Genomic DNA, 17,197 nt, shown 5'->3' on the forward strand with positions numbered 1-17,197 from the left:
GACAGGCGCGTAGCTCAGCTGGTTAGAGCACCACCTTGACATGGTGGGGGTCGTTGGTTCGAGTCCAATCGCGCCTACCAGACAGCAAAGTCCGGCAACCCTTCGGTGGGTTGCCGGACTTTTTCTTTGTCGCGTGGGTCACTTGCCGCTGCCGCTGCCGCTGCCGCCACCGCCACCGCCACCGCCACCGCCACCACCGCCGCCGCCGCCGCCGCCGGAACTGCCGGACGAGCCCGAGCTTCCGGAAGTGCCGCCGCCTGAACTGGAACCGCTCGTGCCACCGGGGCCACTGGAACCATGTCCGGAACCCGGCCCATGGCCGGAACTCGAGCCGTGTCCTGAAGGACCACCCACCGCGCCGCCTGGCCCGCCCGGTTCGATCACGACGCGGTCGATCACGATCCGCCGCTCGGGATCCATGCGTCCCGTCGCCCGGACGAACTGGTTGACCGACAGGCTGGCTGCGTTGCCGCCAAGCACTTGCGCACCGGCGTCGAGCCGCAGGCTGTCCTGCCCGAGGTTCAGGGAACCCGCATCCAGTTCCTGCACGTAGCCTTCGAGCACCACCTCGCCGACGAGCCCGATCTCGTCGAGCGCGGGATGGATCGTCACGCTCTGCGCGACGAGACGGTCCCCGTCCCATTGACCGGCGACCCGCACGCGCTGGCCGCGCGCCAGGCCGCGCGGTGTCGTCGCCGCGTCGAGCTGGACGCGCGTGCCGTTCACCTGCATCGTGTCCGGAGTGATCGCATTCACGCGTCCCGCTACCTGGGCCTGCCGGGGCGCGGCAGCGGGCAAGGGCTCGATGCTCGTCGCCGCGAGCACGCCATCCGCTTGCCGGTGCCCGCTGACCCGCACCCACTCGCCGCTGCGCAGGGAGGCGGGCCTCAGCACGATCACGTCCTCGCCCAGCACGCGGATCGTCCGGCCGCCGTTCCCGATCGCTTCGACGGGACCTACGACGGCGTGCAGCATGGCGATCGATTCGGCGCGCAGGTCCTTGCCTGCACCGATCGCCCGCACGGCGACCACCTGGCCGACGGCGAGTTCGCTGGCGGAACCCGGACGCCCGTTGTCGGAGACCGGCGTGTCGCGATCGAACTGCACTTCCAGGCCGTTGACGCAGATGCTGGCGAAGCCGGTGATCAAGCCGACGATGCCGGTGCCTCCGATGCCGCCGCCTGGAGTGCCCGCGCGTGCCGTGACTCCGGTTCCGCCGATGCCGCCCCGGCCGCCGCCCGCACCCGTGCCGCCGCCGGTTCCGCCGATGCCGCCGGCACCGCCGCTCCCCGTCCCGCCGGTGGCCGAAACCGCGGCCGGATTGACCGGCGACGCACCCGACTTGCAGATGTCCTGCGCCGCCGCGGGCAGGGCCAGGCTCGCACACAGGAGGGCGGCGCACAGCGCGCCGGCCAGGCGATGGGACCGGGCAGCAGTCATCTCGATGCCTTCTTGCGAGCGGGACGGCCAGGCGGTGCAGGCGCGGCCGCTTTCGGGCCGGCGCGGGGCGCCTGCGCCATGGCCTCGTCCGACGATGCCTCGGAATAGAAGTACACGCCGAAGGTCATGCGCTGGCGCGCGAGCGCAGTGGTGGTGCCGCCGCGCTTCGTGAGCGAGAGCGCGTTCTTGTTCACGGCGACGAGCGTCTCCATGCCCAGCGTGGCGGCCTGGCGGGCGAGCTGCTGCACGGAGTCCGCGCTCAGGCCGTCGTAATGCACGCTGCGCTCCAGGAAAGGCGGCTCGCCACCGAGCAGGTTATGCGCGGCAGCCGCTGCATGGTCGTGCAGGTTGTGACCGAAATAGAAGCTCATCTCGTCGAAGCCCTTGGTGGGCACGAAGGCGCCTGCATGCAGGCGGATGAGGCCGTCGTCGTCGAGGTCCACGACGCCGAGGCGCAGCCATTCGTCGAGCACGACGCGCGGACGGATGTCCCGGTTGACCCGCGCGACCAGCGCCTCGAAGGACAGCTCCGCGCCTTCGCTGGCGAAACGGGCCAATGGCCGGGGCCGGCCGGCGTCGTCCACGTAGGGAGCGGCGCCCATCCACTGGGCAACCACCTGCGCGCCAAGGGAGATCACGTCGGGCACGGTCTCCGCGCCCGATTCCAGCACCTCGCGAAGCCGGCTCACTTCCTTGCGATGGACGCCGGACAACAGGCTCACGCGGCTGTCGGTCGGCACCTTGCCATCGAGGCGGAAGTCCCGGTCGGCCACCTCCACGAACAGCGCCTTCAGGAGTTCGCTGGCGTAAGTGAAGGTCATGCCGCGCGCGAGCATGAGCTTGACGATCGGGCGCAACGCATGGCGCAGCGCGCGGATCAGTGCACGAGGCGGCGCGGCATGGGACGAAGTGCTCTCGGGCATACCGGTGGGGCAGGTGGCTTTTCGACGCGTCCAGTCTAGCGCGGCGCGTGGGAAATTGTCACACAAAAATCTTGGACGTGGAAAAAATTCCCACATATTCTGCGCCGGTCGAATGTGGGAAAGATTCCCACGTCCGGCGAGGCGAACGGGAGTGCGGAAAGCGCACCCGTTCGGATCGGGCAAGTTCTTGGGTGCTTACAGGAGATCGACATGATCAGCTTCAGGAAGGCTGCAGGGAACGGAACCATTGCGTTGACGCTGTGCTTGTTCGCGGCATCCGCTCTCGCCCATGGCGGCGGTGGAGGAGGCGGCGGCGGTGGCGGTGGCAGCGGGGGAGGTGGGGGTGGCGGTGCCGGCAGCAGCGCTGGGGCGTCGGGCAGCTCCGGCTCGTCCGGCGGCGCGGGCTCGTCCGGCGTCGCTGGCCCGTCGGGGAACTCGGGCCCCTCGGGACATGCGGGTCCGTCCGCCAGCTCGGGTCCGGGTAGCGGCGGCACCGGCGCCGACGCGGGCCATGCCCACGGCCATGGTGCGGACGACGCGCCCGGTCACGATGCGGGGCACGCGGTCGGTCATGGTGTCGGCCATGGCGCCGACGACGCGCCTGGGCATCGCTGATCCTGAAGGATCGTCGGAAAGGAGGATGCCCTTGCAGCCGGGCAGTCCGTAGAGTGGCGACCCGATGCAGTACCCGACTTCCTTCCTGCTCGCCGCGGCCCTGCTGGCGCCGGCAGGTTCCGCCGGCGCCGCTCCGCTCGCGCCCTCCAGTGGACACCTCGCCGTGGAGGGCCGCCTCGACCCAGGCGGCCGCTATGCGATCGAGGCGACGCTGAAGGACGGCAACTTCACCGGCACGATGACGGTCACGCTCGGGGGCCAGACGCTCTCGGCGCCGCTCATGGAGCGGCGAAGCCATCTCGAGAACGGCCGGTGCTACTTCCGCGCCGAGCAGGGGCGGGCCCGCGCCGAGCTCGCCGGCAAGTGCGACAGCACGGGATTCGAAGGGACCTTCAACACCTTCCTTCCCGGGCCTGGCTCCGCCACCGGCAAGCAGCAGGGCCGGGTGGCGCTATCGGGTGGCGGCCAGAAGACGGTTGCCGCCGGCACGCTCCCCGCCGCGAAGCTCACCTGCGCCTACCAGGACCGCAAGGTCTCGTTCAAGTGGGGCGAGGCCACGCAGTACAGCCTCGCGTTCTCGAACCTGGGCACGCTCGCCTTGTCCGGCCACCGCTATGCCACCGCGAAGTCGGCGGGCAGCTTCGAGCGCGTGGGCGCCGACAAGATCCGCCTCACGTCCGGCCCCTGGGCCGGCGCGGTCGGCACGCTGGAGCCGGACCGCTCCGGGCGTCCCGCGGTCGTCTTCCACATCGAGGAAAACCGCCGTCCCGACGGCGTCCACATCGTCGATCCCTACACCACGCGTTGCACGGAAGCCCGTTCATGAAGTCCCTCGCCCTTGCGCTCGCGGCCACGGCCGCCGTCCTGTCCTCCGGCGCGCAGGCCGCCATCCAGCCGCTGAGCGTCCTCACGAAGAAAGGCGGGCCGCTGGAGCCCGGCACGTATGCGTGCCGGCAGCAGTACAACCCGGCCGGCTACACCTACAAGGTGGTGGAGTTCAACAGCCCCACCGAGTACGCCTGGGTGCATGGCAAGAAGAAGTCCGGCTCGATGAAGTACGACGCCGGCAGCGGCCGCATCACCTTCACCGGCGGGCCGCTGGGCAAGGGTTTCGAGGCGCATGCGGGCCACCGCGCCGACGGCGCGCCGGTGATCATCCTGGTCGATACCGATCTCGCGCCGAAGGCCGACGCGTACGATTACTGCACGCGGCGCAAGGGCTGAGTACGGCAACGGCCGCCGGGCGAGGCGCGGCCGCTAAGGGTTCACCCCCGGACCCGGTCGGGGTCCCCTCCCTAGAATCCTGCTGCAACGCAACAGTGCGGGCGCCAGCCTGCCCAGAGGAGTCCCGTTCGTGACCAGCAAGAAAGCCAGCGGCGCCCCGAAGGCCGCGCAGCGCGTGATCAAGAAGTACCCGAACCGCCGGCTCTACGACACGGAGACTTCGACGTACATCACGCTCGCGGAGGTGAAGGAGCTCGTGATGGACACCCAGCCCTTCGTGGTGCGCGACGCCAAGACCAACGAGGACCTCACGCGCAGCATCCTGCTGCAGATCATCCTGGAGGAAGAGGCGGGCGGCGCCCCGATGTTCAGCGAATCCGCGCTCGCCAACATCATCCGTTTCTACGGCCACGCCATGCAAGGCTTCATGGGCAGCTACCTGGAGAAGAACGTGCAGGCCTTCACCGACCTGCAGAGCCAGATGGCGGAGCAGGCGAAAAATTTCACGCCCGAGATGTGGGCGCAGTTCATGAACCTGCAGAGCCCGCTCGGGCAGGGCAATCCGATGAACAGCTACGCCGAGCAGTCCCGCGCCATGTTCGAGAAGATGCAGGAGCAGATGCAGAAGAACACCGAGCAGATGTTCGGCGCCTTCGGCATCAAGAAGTGACGAATGACCAATGACGGATGACCGGCCAGGTGGCTGGTCGGTCCGTCATTCGTCATCGAGCGTCCGCGGGGACGCGAGGTCATTTGGCATCTGGGACAATCGAGGGATGAGCGAGACCGCCGTCCCCGAGACCACCACGACCGTGCCCAAGGTGGGCTTCGTCAGCCTCGGCTGCCCCAAGGCCCTGACCGATTCCGAACTGATCCTCACGCAGCTGAGCGCCGAGGGCTACACCACGTCCAAGACCTTCGAGGGCGCCGACCTGGTGATCGTCAACACCTGCGGCTTCATCGACGATGCCGTGAAGGAGAGCCTCGACACCATCGGCGAGGCGCTGGCGGCCAACGGCAAGGTCATCGTGACGGGCTGCCTCGGCGCGCGCGCCGGCGACAAGACCGACAACATGGTGCGGGAGATCCATCCTTCCGTGCTGGCGGTGACCGGCCCGCATGCGACGCAGGAAGTGATGGACGCGGTCCACGCGCACCTGCCCAAGCCGCACGATCCCTTCGTGGACCTGGTGCCGCCGGCCGGCATCAAGCTCACGCCGAAGCACTACGCGTACCTGAAGATCAGCGAAGGCTGCAACCATCGCTGCACCTTCTGCATCATCCCCTCGATGCGCGGCGACCTCGTCAGCCGCCCGATCGGCGACGTGCTGAAGGAAGCGAAGGCGCTGTTCGAAGGCGGCGTGAAGGAACTGCTGGTGGTGAGCCAGGACACTTCCGCCTACGGCGTCGACGTCAAGTACCGCACTGGCTTCTACGAAGGCCGCCCGGTGAAGACGCGCATGCTGGAACTGGTGCAGGCGCTGGGCGAACTGGCGGAGCCGCACGGCGCCTGGGTCCGGCTGCACTACGTGTACCCGTACCCGCACGTCGACGAAGTGATCCCGCTGATGGCGCAGGGCCGGGTGCTTCCCTACCTGGACGTGCCTTTCCAGCACAGCCACCCCGACGTGCTGCGCCGGATGAAGCGCCCGGCGAGCGGCGAGAAGAACCTGGAGCGCATCGCGCGCTGGCGCGAGATGTGCCCCGAGCTGGTGGTCCGCAGCACCTTCATCGCCGGTTTCCCCGGCGAGACCGAGGAGGAGTTCCAGCACCTGCTGGACTTCGTGCGCGAGGCGCAGATCGACCGCGCGGGCTGCTTCGCCTACAGCCCGGTGGAAGGCGCCGCGGCCAACGAGCTGCCCGGCATGCTGCCGCTGGAAGTGCGCGAGGAGCGCCGCGCGCGGTTCATGGCGGTGGCCGAGGAAGTGTCGGCCGCGCGTCTGCAGCGCCGCGTCGGCGCGACGATGCAGGTGCTGGTCGATTCGGCGCCGGCGCTGGGCAAGAAGGGCGGCATCGGCCGCTCGTACGCGGATGCACCCGAGATCGACGGCACCGTGCGCCTGCTGCCGCCGCAAAAGCTGAGCAAGCGACTCGCCGTCGGCGAATTCACGCAGGCGCGCATCGTCAGCACCGACGGGCACGACCTCGTCGCCGAGCCGATCTGATTACCGCGCAAGGCGACAAGGCCGGCCTCGGGAGAGGCCGGCTCTGCTTTTATCTGGACGGAAACAACAAGGCCGGCGATGCCGGCCTTATGATGTCCCTCGTGGCAGAAATGGAGCGCCAAACAAAAAAGCCGGCTTCCGCCGGCTTTCTCGAGATGTCTGGTGCCCAGGAGAGGACTCGAACCTCCACGATGTTACTCGCTAGTACCTGAAACTAGTGCGTCTACCAATTCCGCCACCTGGGCATTTCAGGAAAAACAAGATTGTATATCAAAAACGTAGAGCGAAACAACGGCGCCGGCCTTCTCGATGAGATCGACGGCGCGATCCAGGGACACCGCGATGGCCACGGCTACGTGGTCCGCGACGACGGCGAAGCCGACATCTACCTGCCTCCCAACGAGATGCGCGCGGTGCTGCATCGCGACCGCGTGCGCGTGCGCATCGTGCGCCACGACCGCAAGGGCCGGCCCGAGGGCCGCGTCGTGGAGATCCTCGAGCGCCCGCCGCATCCCATCATCGGCCGCCTGCTGCACGAAAGCGGCGTGTGGCTCGTGGCCCCCGAAGACAAGCGCTATGGCCAGGACGTCCTGATCCCGAAGGGCGCGACGGGTCTCGCGAAGGCGGGGCAGGTGGTCGTGGTGGAACTCACCGAGCCGCCGAGCCTCTATGGCCAGCCGGTGGGCCGCGTGAAGGAAGTGCTCGGCGAGGTCGACGATCCCGGCATGGAGATCGAGATCGCGGTGCGCAAGTACAGCGTGCCGCACGAGTTCTCCGACGCCTGCATCGCGCAGGCGCGGTCGCTGCCGGACAAGGTGCGGCCACAGGACCACAGGAAGCGCGTCGACCTCACCGACGTGCCGCTGGTGACCATCGACGGCGAGGACGCGCGCGACTTCGACGACGCCGTGTATTGCGAACCGGCGAAGGTCGGCCGCGGCAAGGGCTGGCGCCTGCTGGTCGCGATCGCCGACGTCAGCCACTACGTGGAGACCGGCAGCGCGATCGACGTCGACGCCTACGAGCGTGCCACCAGCGTCTACTTCCCGCGCCGCGTGATCCCCATGCTGCCGGAGAAGCTGTCCAACGGCCTGTGCTCGCTGAACCCCGAGGTCGACCGCCTCTGCATGGTCTGCGACATGCTGATCACGGCCTCCGGCGAACTGCACGCGTATCAGTTCTATCCGGCGGTGATGCACAGCCACGCGCGCATGACCTATACCGAGGTCGCCGCGATCCTGGCGAACACGCGCGGCCCGGAGGCGGCGCGCCGCAAGGACCTCGTGCCGCATTTCCTGAACCTGCACGACGTCTACCGCGCGCTGCTGAAGGCGCGCAACGTGCGCGGCGCGGTCGACTTCGAGACCACGGAGACGCAGATCATCTGCGACGAGAACGGCCGCATCGAGCAGATCGTGCCGCGCGTCCGCAACGACGCGCACCGCCTGATCGAGGAAGCGATGCTGGCGGCGAACGTCTGCGCCGCCGACTTCATCCTTCAGGCTTCGCATCCGGGGCTGTACCGCGTGCACGAAGGGCCGACGCCGGAGAAGACGGAGATCCTGCGCCAGTACCTGAAGGCGATGGCGGTGGGCATGACCATCGGCGACGATCCCCATCCGCGCGACTTCCAGAAGATCGCCGAAGGCACCAAGGAACGGCCCGACGCGCAGCAGATCCACACGATGCTGCTGCGGTCGATGCAGCAGGCGATCTACTCGCCGCACAACAGCGGCCACTTCGGCCTGGCGTACGAGGCCTACACCCACTTCACCAGCCCGATCCGCCGCTATCCGGACCTGCTGGTGCACCGCGTGATCAAGGCGATCCTGACCGAGGAGCGCTACCAGCTGCCGGCGCTGCCGACGCCGGGCGAAGCGCACGAAAAACTGGCGCGCCGGCTCGCCACGCGCGCCGCGCCGCCGACGCAACGGCCGAAGATGAAGGTGACCGCTTCGCCGCGCGAGATGCAGGCCTGGGAAGCCGCGGGCCTGCACTGCAGCGCCAACGAGCGCCGCGCCGACGAGGCGAGCCGCGACGTCGAGGCCTGGCTCAAGTGCAAGTTCATGCGCGACCACCTGGGCGAGGAGTACTCCGGTGTGGTGACGGCGGCGACGAGCTTCGGCATCTTCGTCACGCTCGACGCGCTGTACGTCGAAGGCCTGGTGCACATCACCGAGCTGGGTGGCGAGTACTTCAAGTTCGACGAGGCGCGGCAGGAGCTGCGCGGCGAGCGCACCGGCATCCGCTACGCCATCGGCACGCGGCTGCGCGTGCAGGTCAGCCGCGTGGACCTCGACGGCCGCAAGATCGACTTCCGCCTGGTCCGCGAGGACGAGGAGTTCATGGCCCGCGCGATGAAGGAAAAGGGCGTGAGCAACGGGCCGCGCAGCGAAGGCGTGCCCCTGAAGGCGGCGAAGAAGCGCGCAGCCAAGAAGGCGGCGGACAAGAAGGCGCCGAAGGCTGCCGTGCGCGCCGCCAAGAAATCGGCCCCGAAGGCCAAAGCGCCGCGCAAGCCGCGGCGGTGATCCACACGAGCGAGAGGAGAACACCATGGGGAATGGACAGGCGGCCGGCCGGGTCGCGATCGTCACGGGCGGCGGCACTGGCGTCGGCCGTGCCGCCGCGCAGGCACTGCTGGGCGGCGGCTGGCGCGTGGTCGTCGCGGGACGCCGGCCCGAACCGCTGCAGGAAGTGGCCAAGGGCGCGCCGGACCGCGCGCTGGCGGTGCCCACCGACATCACGGATGCGGATTCCGTGCGCGCGCTGTTCGACGCCGCGGTGAAGGCCTTCGGCCGCGTGGACCTGCTGTTCAACAACGCGGGCACCGGCTTGCCGGCCCATCCGCTGGAAGACATGGCGGTGGCCGACTGGAAGCGCGTGGTCGACACCAACCTGAACGGCGTGTTCTACGGCATCCAGAACGCCTTCCGCGTGATGAAGGCGCAGGACCCCATGGGCGGGCGCATCATCAACAACGGCTCGATCTCGGCGCATGCGCCGCGGCCGCACTCGATCGCCTACACCGCGACCAAGCACGCGGTGACGGGCCTGACGAAGACGGCATCGCTCGACGGCCGCCGCTACAACATCGCGGTGGGCCAGATCGACATCGGCAATGCCCATACCGACATGGCGGCGCGCATGGCCAAGGGCGTGCCGCAGGCCAACGGCGAGATCGCCGTGGAGCCGCTGATGGACGTGGGGATCGTGGGCCAGTCGGTGCTGTACATGGCCAGCCTGCCGCTGGAAGCGAACATCCTGTTCCACACGGTGATGGCGACCAAGATGCCGTTCGTGGGGCGGGGGTGAGCGTTGCGTCGGGGTTCGGCGCTGCGCGCGCTCACCCCGACCTACGAAATCGCCGACCTTCGTAGGCTGGGGTGCAACCCCAGCGCTTGCGCGCATCGCTGGGGTTGCACCCCAGCCTACTTCGAGGCGAGGGCCGACGCCGTCAGCGGCTGGTCCGCAGGCCAGCGATCCGCCGCCAGCCCATGCAGATACACCGCCGCACTCGCCGCCTCCAATGCATCTTCCCCGGCCGCCAGCCGCGCCGCGATCCACCCGGCAAGCACATCTCCGGTCCCCGCGATCGCCAGCCGCGCGTTGCCGGTCGGATTGATCCGCACGCGCCCCTGCGGCGCCGCGATCACGCTCCCCGAGCCCTTGAGCACGACGACGCCCGCGAAGCGCCGGGCGAGCTCCCTTGCCGCCTCCAAGCGGTCGCGCTGCACGGACCCCGCGTCGGTCCCCAGCAGCCGTGCCGCCTCCAGCGGATGCGGCGTCAGCACCGTCGGCGCACCGCGCCGCCCCCGCGCCGCGACCAGCGCCTGCAATTGCGGATCCGCCGCCACCGCGTTCAGTGCATCGGCATCGAGCACCAGCGCCCGCGCGGCCAGCGCTCGTGGCAGCGCCCTGCGAACCGCGTCGCCCCCTCCGCAACCGCAAGCCACCGCCATCGGCGCGAGCTCCACGCTGTCCCACGCGCGCACCATGAGGTCCGGCTGATCCGGGGCGAGCACCGGCGCGGCGGGATCGAGGAAACCCAGGAACACGCGGCCGGCGCCGTGGTGCAGCGCGGCGCGCGCCGCCAGCAAGGCCGCGCCGGCCATGCCCGGTGCGCCGCCGATCACGGCGACATCGCCGTAGCTGCCCTTGTGGCTCGCGTGCGGGCGAGGGCGCATCTCCGGCGGCGGTGACAGGATCGCAAGGGAAGAGTCCGCGTCGCCCGTCACCTGCAGGTCGTCGAACCACACTTCGCCGGCCGCGTCGCGGCCCTTCGCGGTGAAGAGGCCCGGTTTCAGCGCCACCAGGGCGAGCGTGTGCGATGCCCGGACCGCGGCATGCGCGTGGCCCGTGTCCGCATCCAGTCCCGAGGGCAGGTCCACGCCCAGCACGGGCGCGCTGGACGCATTCATCGCCTCGACCTGCGCCAGCATCGCGCCTTCGGGCGCCCGCTTGCTGCCGATCCCGAGCAAGGCGTCGATGGCGAGCTCCCACTGCGCCGGCGCTTGCGCCGCGAAGCGCACGCCCGCGGCCCGTGCGCGTTGCAGGGACGCGAGCGCATCGGCCGGCGCACTCGACTCCTCGCCGAGCCACGTGACGATGGGATCCTTGCCCCATTGCTTCAGGTGCAGTGCCGCCTCGAAGCCATCGCCGCCGTTGTTGCCGGGGCCGCAGGCGATCCAGACGGTGCGCGCGTGCGGCGCGATTGCCAGCGCGAGCCGGGCGACGGCGAGGCCGGCGCGCTGCATCAGCGTGTGCGGGGGCAGGGCGGCCGCGGCCGCCTGTTCGAGGCGGCGGATCTCCGCCTCGTCGTGCAGGGGCCAGGAACGGTCGGGGGTGACGCGCCGCATGCGCGGATTGTGCCGTGCACGCGGGGTAGGGTGGGCAAGCTCGCTTGCCCACCATGCGGCTTACGCCAGCAGCCGCTCCACCCCGAGCCCCTCGAGATCGACGTCCGGGGCCCGCGCCCCCATCAGGTCCGCCACCACGCGGGCGCTGCCGCAGGACAGCGCCCAGCCGCTCGAGCCGTGGCCGATGTTGATCCACACGCCCGGGATGCCCGTCGCGCCGATCACCGGCGGGCCGTCCGGCAGCATCGGGCGCGCGCCCTTCCACTCCTGCACCGCGGCACCCGTGTTGGCAAGTTGCGCCGCGCCGGGAAACCAGTCGTGCAGCACCTTGTAGAGGGTCTGGATCGCCGCCGGCCGCTTGTGGTTCGGCTGGCCGCCGATCTCCGCACTGCCCGAGACGCGCACGCGGTTGCCCAGGCGCGAGATCGCGACCTTGTAGCGTTCGTCCATGACGCCGCTGCGCGGCGCGTTGAGCGGCTCGCGGATCGGCGCGCTGATCGAGTAGCCGTGCACCGCCGCCAGCGGGATGCGCAGGCCCACCGGGCGCAGCAGCGCCGCGGACGCGAGGCCGCCGCACACCACCACCGCATCGAAGCGTTCCGTGGTGGGCGCCGCCTCGTTCTCGCGGGTGATGCGCAGCAGCGTGGGCTGCGCGGGATCCAGCGGAGCGACCGCCGCATTGAATTCGAACCGCGCGCCCAGGCCCTGCGCCTGGTTCTTCAGCAGCAGCGCGAACTGGCGGCAGTTGCCGACCTCGTCGTCGGGCAGGTGGATCGCGCCGAGGAACTCGGTGTCCGCGTTGATCGCGGGCTCCAGCGTGCGCGCCTTTTCCGCGTCGATCTCCTGGAATTTCACGCCCGCGTCCTTCAGCACCTGCAGCCCGGGCTGCACCATGCGGCGGTCCTTCTCCGAGCGCAGCAGCACCATGTAGCCGCTGGTGTGGTCGTATTCGAGCTGCAGGTCCTCGGTGAGCTCGTGCAGGCGCTGCCGGCTGTAGAAGGCCAGCCGCTGCAGCCGCGCGCGGTTCGCGAGGTAGGTGTCGAGGTCGCATGCCCGGCGCCAGCGCATCATCCAGCGCAGTTCGTGCGCGGCGAGCGGCCAGCACACGCGCACCGGCGCATGGCGGCTGAACAGGTAGCGTGCGACCTTGCCCGCCATGCCGGGCGCGGCCCAGGGCGTGACATAGCCCGGCGCGACCACGCCGGCGTTGGCAAAGCTCGTTTCCAGCGCAGCGGCGCCGTGCCTTTCGAGCACGGTCACCTCGTGGCCGTCGGCGGCCAGTTCGTACGCTGTGGTCACGCCGATGATGCCGGCGCCCACGATGGCGATTTTCATCAGTTGGGGAAGGAGGAAGAGAGCAGTCTTTCGACGTGCAGCGCGAGGTTCAGGATCGTATCGTCCCGCAACGCGCCGTGCCACACCATCAGGCCCACCGGCAGCTCGTCCGGAGCCTGGCAGGGCAGCGAGATGCCGCAGCCATCGAGCATGTTGACCACGCTGGTGTTGCGCAGGAGCAGGGCGTTGGTGCGGAAGAAGGCTTCGTCGCGTTCCTTGCCGGGCGCGACGTCCGCGATCGGCGGCGCGACGATGGGCACGGTGGGCGACAGGACGGCGTCGTAAGCGGAAAGGGCCGCGCCGACGTCCTGCAGCCACTCCACGCGGGCGCGCTGCAGGTCGAGGTATTCCCAGGCCCGCATGTTGGCGCCGCGCTCGATGCGCAGCCGCACGCGCGGGTCGTAGTGCTCGCCCTGCTCGGCCAGCAGGTGGCGATGCCAGGCATAGCTCTCGGCGGCGGAGAAGCCACCGGTGGCCTGGATCGAGCCGAGGTCCTGGATCTGCGCCAGCGGGATCTCGTCGATGCGGGCGCCGGCATCGCGCAGCAGCTTCAGCGTGCGCTCGAACGCGCGCGTGACGGTGGCGTCGGCGCTGTCGAGCATCTGCGTGGTGGCGACCGCGAGACGGTACGCGGACAGCGGCTTGTCGCTGCGCGCCACCCGGCATCCGGAGAGGACCTCGTGCGCGAGGATCGCGTCGCGCACGCTGCGCGTCATGGCGCACACCGTGTCGAGCGTGCTGGAAAGCGGATAGGCGCCCTCCAGCGGCGTGAGGCGCGCCGTGTTCTTGAAGCCGACGATGCCGCACAGCGCCGCCGGGATGCGGATCGAGCCGCCGGTGTCGGAGCCGAGGCCGATATAGGCGGCGCCGGTGGCGACCGATACCGCCGCACCGGAGGACGAGCCGCCGGGGATGCGCGGCGTGGCCGGATCGCTGGGGTTCACCGGCGTGCCGCGGTGCGGATTCACGCCGACGCCGGAGAAGGCGAATTCGCTCATGTTGGTGCGGCCTACGACCACGCCGCCGGCGGCGCGCAGCCGCGCCACGGAGAGGGCGTCCGCCCGGGCCGGCGCCGCGCGATCCAGCACCACCGAGCCGGCGCGGGTCACCTCGCCTTCGAGGTCGAACAGGTCCTTGATCGAGACGGGCAGGCCGGCGAGCGGGGCATCGGGGCGCGCGTCGCGTGCCTCGGCCTCCGCCTGCGGGAAACGCGTGCGCAGGAAAACATCGCGGTTGGCGGGGGACTCCGCCTGCGCCCTGGCGAGCGCAAGCTCGTCGCTGGCGGTGGTCAGGCCCTGGCGCAGGCGTTCTCGGGTGCTGTGGAGGTCGGGACGGGGCATGTCGTGCGGGGGAAACGAGAGGGGCCTGTGCTAGAATCTCGCGGTTTTGCCGGGTGCCACGTGCAAGGTGCGCGTGGATTTGCCGACAAGACAAATCGCGGATCCCGCCCCTCGAGGTGTCGCAGCGACGAAACCGTTGCGATTCAAGGCGGCGATTCTAGACCCAACCTTCGGAGCTACCATGACCGTATCCATGCGTGAAATGCTGGAAGCCGGTGTCCATTTCGGACACCAGACCCGCTTCTGGAACCCCAAGATGGCCCCCTTCATCTTCGGCCATCGCAACAAGATCCACATCATCAACCTGGAAAAGACGCTGCCCATGTTCCAGGAGGCGACCAAGTTCGCCCGGCAGCTCGCCGCCAACCGCGGCACGATCCTGATGGTGGGCACCAAGCGCCAGGCGCGCGAACTGGTCGCCACCGAGGCGCAGCGCGCCGGCATGCCCTTCGTGAACCAGCGCTGGCTGGGCGGCATGCTGACCAACTTCAAGACGGTCAAGACCTCCCTGAAGCGCCTGAAGGACATGAAGGCCCAGCAGGAAGGCGGCCTCGAGTCCATGTCCAAGAAGGAACAGCTGATGTTCCAGCGCGAGCTGGACAAGCTGGAGAAGGACATCGGCGGCATCCAGGACATGAACACCCTGCCGGACGCCCTGTTCATCGTCGACGTCGGCTACCACAAGATCGCCGTCGCCGAAGCGCAGAAGCTGGGCATCCCGATCATCGCGGTGGTGGACTCCAACCACTCCCCCGAAGGCATCGACTACGTCATCCCGGGCAACGACGACTCGGCCAAGGCCGTGACGCTGTACGTCCGCGAGATGGCCGACGCCATCCTCGAAGGCAAGAACAACGCCGTCACCGACGTGCAGCGCGCCGTTGCCCAGGGCAGCGACGAGTTCGTGGAAGTGCAGGAAGGCGCCTCCGCTTAAGTCCCCGGGCCACACCCGTGACGAAGGGGGCTCTCGTAGCCCCCTTTGCACACCCGGATCCAACTGAACAGACAACCGAGATAGAGGACAAGATGGCTGCAATCACCGCAAGCATGGTCGCCGAACTGCGCGCCAAGACCGATGCCCCCATGATGGAGTGCAAGAAGGCGCTGACGGAAGCCGGCGGCGACCTGGACAAGGCCGAGGAGATCCTGCGCGTCAAGCTGGGCAACAAGGCCGGCAAGGCCGCCTCGCGCGTGACGGCCGAAGGCGTCGTCGCCGCTTCCATCCAGGGCACCGAAGGCGCCCTGCTGGAAGTCAATTGCGAGACCGACTTCGTGACCAAGAACGACAGCTTCCTGGCGCTGGCCCGTGCCGCCGCCGAACTGATCGTGAAGAACAAGCCGGCCGACGTGGCCGCCCTGGGCGCGCTGCCCTACACCCAGGACGGCTTCGGCCCCACCCTGGAAGACGTGCGCAAGGGCCTGATCGGCAAGATCGGCGAGAACATGAGCTTCCGCCGCTTCAAGCGCTTCGAAGGCGGCAACAAGCTGGTGAGCTACCTGCACGGCACCCGCATCGGCGTGGTCGTCGAGTACCAGGGCGACGACGCCGCCGCCAAGGACGTCGCGATGCACGTCGCCGCGATGAAGCCGGTGTCGCTGTCCTCCGCCGAAGTGCCCGCCGAGCTGATCGCCAAGGAGCGTTCGATCGCCGAGCAGAAGGCCGCCGAATCCGGCAAGCCCGCCGACATCGTGAACAAGATGGTCGAAGGCTCGGTGCAGAAGTACCTGAAGGAAGTCTCGCTGCTGAACCAGCCGTTCGTGAAGAACGACAAGCAGACCGTCGAACAGATGCTGAAGGCCGCCAGCACCACGATCAAGTCGTTCACGCTGTACGTGGTGGGCGAGGGCATCGAGAAGAAGGCCGACGACTTCGCGGCGGAAGTGGCCGCCCAGGTCGCCGCCGCCAAGGGCGCCGCCTGACAGCGCGTCCGGCGGCCGGCCCGCGCCCGGTACACTCGAAGCCAGAATCACACCATCAGGAGGTCCCGTCCATGCCCGCCCAGTCAGCCCACAAGCGCATCCTGCTCAAGCTGTCCGGCGAGGCCCTGATGGGTGACGACGCCTTCGGCATCAACCGCTCGACGATCGTGCGGATGGTGGAGGAGGTGGCGGACGTCGTGCGCATGGGCGTGCAGGTCGCCGTCGTCATCGGTGGCGGCAACATCTTCCGCGGCGTGGCCGGCGGTTCCGTGGGCATGGACCGCGCGACCGCCGACTACATGGGCATGCTGGCCACCGTGATGAACGCGCTGGCGCTGTCCGACGCGATGCAGAAGCAGGGCCTGGTGCCGCGCGTGATGTCGGCCATCGCCATCGAGCAGGTGGTCGAGCCCTACGTGCGTCCCAAGGCGCTGCAGTACCTGGAAGAGGGCAAGGTCGTGATCTTCGCGGCCGGCACCGGCAACCCCTTCTTCACCACCGACACCGCCGCCGCCCTGCGCGGCGCCGAGATCGGCGCCGAGCTGGTGCTCAAGGCCACCAAGGTGGACGGCGTGTACTCCGCCGACCCGAACAAGGATCCTTCGGCCGAGCGCTATTCGCGCATCAGCTTCGACGAGGCGATTTCGAAGAACCTGGGCATCATGGACGCCACGGCCTTCGCGCTGTGCCGCGACCAGAAGCTGCCGATCAAGGTGTTCTCGATCAACAAGCACGGCGCGCTCAAGCGGGTGGTGCAGGGCGAGGACGAGGGCACCCTGGTGTACGCCTGAAGAGAGGAGAAGAGCAATGGCAACGATCCCCGAGATCAAGCAGACGACGCAGCAGAAGATGGATTCCACCATCGCGGCGTTCAAGACGACCCTCACCAAGATCCGCACCGGCCGCGCCAACCCCGGCATCCTGGACACGGTGCACGTGGACTACTACGGCTCCTCCGTCCCCATCAGCCAGGTGGCGAACGTTTCCCTGCTGGACGCCCGCACGATTTCCGTGCAGCCCTGGGAAAAGGGCCTGGGCGCCAAGATCGAGAAGGCCATCCGCGACAGCGACCTCGGCCTGAACCCGGCGTCCATGGGCGACCTGATCCGCGTGCCGATGCCGCCGATGTCGGAGGAGCGCCGCAAGGAGATGACGAAGCTGGTGCGCCACGAGGGCGAGAGCGCCAAGATCGCCATCCGCAACCTGCGGCGCGACGCCAACGAGCACGTGAAGAAGCTCGTGAAGGACAAGACGGCCACCGAGGACGACCTCAAGCGCGCCGAGGGCGACGTGCAGAAGGTCACCGACAGGCACATCGCCGAGATCGACCAGATGGTCGCGGCGAAGGAAAAGGAGATCATGGAGGTCTGACCTCCATG

Annotated in this window: 15 protein-coding genes and 2 tRNA genes; 11 read left to right on the forward strand and 6 right to left on the reverse strand. The window is 69.1% G+C overall.

The window, feature by feature from the left end; all coding sequences use genetic code 11:
• The first annotated feature begins 3 nt into the window (after positions 1 to 3).
• Positions 4 to 80, forward strand: a tRNA-Val gene (locus VF522_RS10700).
• Between the two features lie 58 nt (positions 81 to 138).
• Here the strand turns inward: VF522_RS10700 and VF522_RS10705 are convergent.
• Positions 139 to 1,440, reverse strand: coding sequence for a DUF5666 domain-containing protein (locus tag VF522_RS10705; protein WP_330908243.1), 1,302 nt, complete (start codon positions 1,438 to 1,440; stop codon positions 139 to 141).
• Complete coding sequence (locus VF522_RS10710; protein ID WP_330908244.1) at positions 1,437 to 2,363, reverse strand: DUF6502 family protein; 927 nt, start codon at positions 2,361 to 2,363, stop codon at positions 1,437 to 1,439. The genes VF522_RS10705 and VF522_RS10710 overlap by 4 nt, the downstream gene beginning before the upstream one ends.
• A gap of 679 nt (positions 2,364 to 3,042) precedes the next feature.
• Between VF522_RS10710 and VF522_RS10715 the strand changes: the two genes are divergently transcribed.
• From VF522_RS10715 to rimO, 4 genes are all read left to right on the forward strand, one after another.
• Positions 3,043 to 3,804, forward strand: coding sequence for a hypothetical protein (locus VF522_RS10715; protein WP_330908245.1), 762 nt, complete (start codon positions 3,043 to 3,045; stop codon positions 3,802 to 3,804).
• Positions 3,801 to 4,202, forward strand: coding sequence for a hypothetical protein (locus VF522_RS10720; protein WP_330908246.1), 402 nt, complete (start codon positions 3,801 to 3,803; stop codon positions 4,200 to 4,202). The genes VF522_RS10715 and VF522_RS10720 overlap by 4 nt, the downstream gene beginning before the upstream one ends.
• A gap of 130 nt (positions 4,203 to 4,332) precedes the next feature.
• Entirely contained in the window at positions 4,333 to 4,872 is a 540-nt protein-coding gene (phaR, locus tag VF522_RS10725) for a polyhydroxyalkanoate synthesis repressor PhaR (protein ID WP_330908247.1), read from the forward strand.
• 106 nt (positions 4,873 to 4,978) lie between these two features.
• Positions 4,979 to 6,367: a 30S ribosomal protein S12 methylthiotransferase RimO gene (rimO, locus tag VF522_RS10730; RefSeq protein ID WP_330908248.1), complete on the forward strand. Its 1,389-nt coding sequence runs from the start codon at positions 4,979 to 4,981 to the stop codon at positions 6,365 to 6,367.
• Positions 6,368 to 6,527: 160 nt separating this feature from the next.
• Here the strand turns inward: rimO and VF522_RS10735 are convergent.
• A tRNA-Leu gene (locus VF522_RS10735) sits at positions 6,528 to 6,612 on the reverse strand.
• Between the two features lie 18 nt (positions 6,613 to 6,630).
• On the opposite strand from VF522_RS10735, the gene rnr reads away from it, so the two are divergent.
• Complete coding sequence (rnr, locus tag VF522_RS10740; RefSeq protein ID WP_330908249.1) at positions 6,631 to 8,895, forward strand: ribonuclease R; 2,265 nt, start codon at positions 6,631 to 6,633, stop codon at positions 8,893 to 8,895.
• Positions 8,896 to 8,920: 25 nt separating this feature from the next.
• A complete protein-coding gene (locus VF522_RS10745) occupies positions 8,921 to 9,679 on the forward strand; it encodes an SDR family oxidoreductase (RefSeq protein WP_330908250.1) in 759 nt (252 codons plus the stop codon).
• Between the two features lie 116 nt (positions 9,680 to 9,795).
• Here the strand turns inward: VF522_RS10745 and VF522_RS10750 are convergent, their stop codons facing one another.
• The 3 genes from VF522_RS10750 to VF522_RS10760 are packed head-to-tail and all read right to left on the reverse strand — an operon-like array spanning position 9,796 to position 13,898.
• Positions 9,796 to 11,223, reverse strand: coding sequence for an NAD(P)H-hydrate dehydratase (locus VF522_RS10750; protein ID WP_330908251.1), 1,428 nt, complete (start codon positions 11,221 to 11,223; stop codon positions 9,796 to 9,798).
• A gap of 60 nt (positions 11,224 to 11,283) precedes the next feature.
• The gene (locus VF522_RS10755; protein WP_330908252.1) at positions 11,284 to 12,558 is read right to left on the reverse strand and encodes a D-amino acid dehydrogenase; all 1,275 of its coding nucleotides are present in this window, start codon (positions 12,556 to 12,558) and stop codon (positions 11,284 to 11,286) included.
• Complete coding sequence (locus tag VF522_RS10760; RefSeq protein WP_330908253.1) at positions 12,558 to 13,898, reverse strand: amidase; 1,341 nt, start codon at positions 13,896 to 13,898, stop codon at positions 12,558 to 12,560. Before VF522_RS10760 ends, VF522_RS10755 begins: the two co-directional genes overlap by 1 nt.
• Positions 13,899 to 14,079: 181 nt before the next feature.
• Here VF522_RS10760 and rpsB point away from each other — a divergent pair, with 181 nt between their 5' ends.
• The 4 genes from rpsB to frr all read left to right on the forward strand — a co-directional run bounded on the left by rpsB (position 14,080) and on the right by frr (position 17,189).
• A complete protein-coding gene (gene rpsB, locus VF522_RS10765) occupies positions 14,080 to 14,832 on the forward strand; it encodes a 30S ribosomal protein S2 (protein WP_330908254.1) in 753 nt (250 codons plus the stop codon).
• A gap of 92 nt (positions 14,833 to 14,924) precedes the next feature.
• A complete protein-coding gene (gene tsf / locus VF522_RS10770) occupies positions 14,925 to 15,818 on the forward strand; it encodes a translation elongation factor Ts (protein WP_330908255.1) in 894 nt (297 codons plus the stop codon).
• Between the two features lie 71 nt (positions 15,819 to 15,889).
• A complete protein-coding gene (pyrH, locus tag VF522_RS10775; protein ID WP_330908256.1) occupies positions 15,890 to 16,609 on the forward strand; it encodes a UMP kinase in 720 nt (239 codons plus the stop codon).
• Between the two features lie 16 nt (positions 16,610 to 16,625).
• Positions 16,626 to 17,189, forward strand: coding sequence for a ribosome recycling factor (frr, locus tag VF522_RS10780; protein ID WP_330908257.1), 564 nt, complete (start codon positions 16,626 to 16,628; stop codon positions 17,187 to 17,189).
• Positions 17,190 to 17,197 lie beyond the last annotated feature (8 nt).

The sequence above is a fragment of the Ramlibacter sp. genome (assembly GCF_036383835.1).
In the GTDB taxonomy this organism is placed as follows: domain Bacteria; phylum Pseudomonadota; class Gammaproteobacteria; order Burkholderiales; family Burkholderiaceae_C; genus Ramlibacter.

Bases quoted from the DNA above. Each gene is read 5' to 3' on its own strand.
- VF522_RS10705 (WP_330908243.1), bottom strand. From the start codon at position 1,440: ATGACTGCTGCCCGGTCCCATCGCCTGGCCGGCGCGCTGTGCGCCGCC.
- VF522_RS10720 (WP_330908246.1), top strand. From the start codon at position 3,801: ATGAAGTCCCTCGCCCTTGCGCTCGCGGCCACGGCCGCCGTCCTGTCC.
- pyrH (WP_330908256.1), top strand. From the start codon at position 15,890: ATGCCCGCCCAGTCAGCCCACAAGCGCATCCTGCTCAAGCTGTCCGGC.
- VF522_RS10755 (WP_330908252.1), bottom strand. From the start codon at position 12,558: ATGAAAATCGCCATCGTGGGCGCCGGCATCATCGGCGTGACCACAGCG.
- VF522_RS10710 (WP_330908244.1), bottom strand. From the start codon at position 2,363: ATGCCCGAGAGCACTTCGTCCCATGCCGCGCCGCCTCGTGCACTGATC.
- VF522_RS10760 (WP_330908253.1), bottom strand. From the start codon at position 13,898: ATGCCCCGTCCCGACCTCCACAGCACCCGAGAACGCCTGCGCCAGGGC.
- rpsB (WP_330908254.1), top strand. From the start codon at position 14,080: ATGACCGTATCCATGCGTGAAATGCTGGAAGCCGGTGTCCATTTCGGA.
- frr (WP_330908257.1), top strand. From the start codon at position 16,626: ATGGCAACGATCCCCGAGATCAAGCAGACGACGCAGCAGAAGATGGAT.
- tsf (WP_330908255.1), top strand. From the start codon at position 14,925: ATGGCTGCAATCACCGCAAGCATGGTCGCCGAACTGCGCGCCAAGACC.
- VF522_RS10750 (WP_330908251.1), bottom strand. From the start codon at position 11,223: ATGCGGCGCGTCACCCCCGACCGTTCCTGGCCCCTGCACGACGAGGCG.
- rimO (WP_330908248.1), top strand. From the start codon at position 4,979: ATGAGCGAGACCGCCGTCCCCGAGACCACCACGACCGTGCCCAAGGTG.
- VF522_RS10715 (WP_330908245.1), top strand. From the start codon at position 3,043: ATGCAGTACCCGACTTCCTTCCTGCTCGCCGCGGCCCTGCTGGCGCCG.
- VF522_RS10745 (WP_330908250.1), top strand. From the start codon at position 8,921: ATGGGGAATGGACAGGCGGCCGGCCGGGTCGCGATCGTCACGGGCGGC.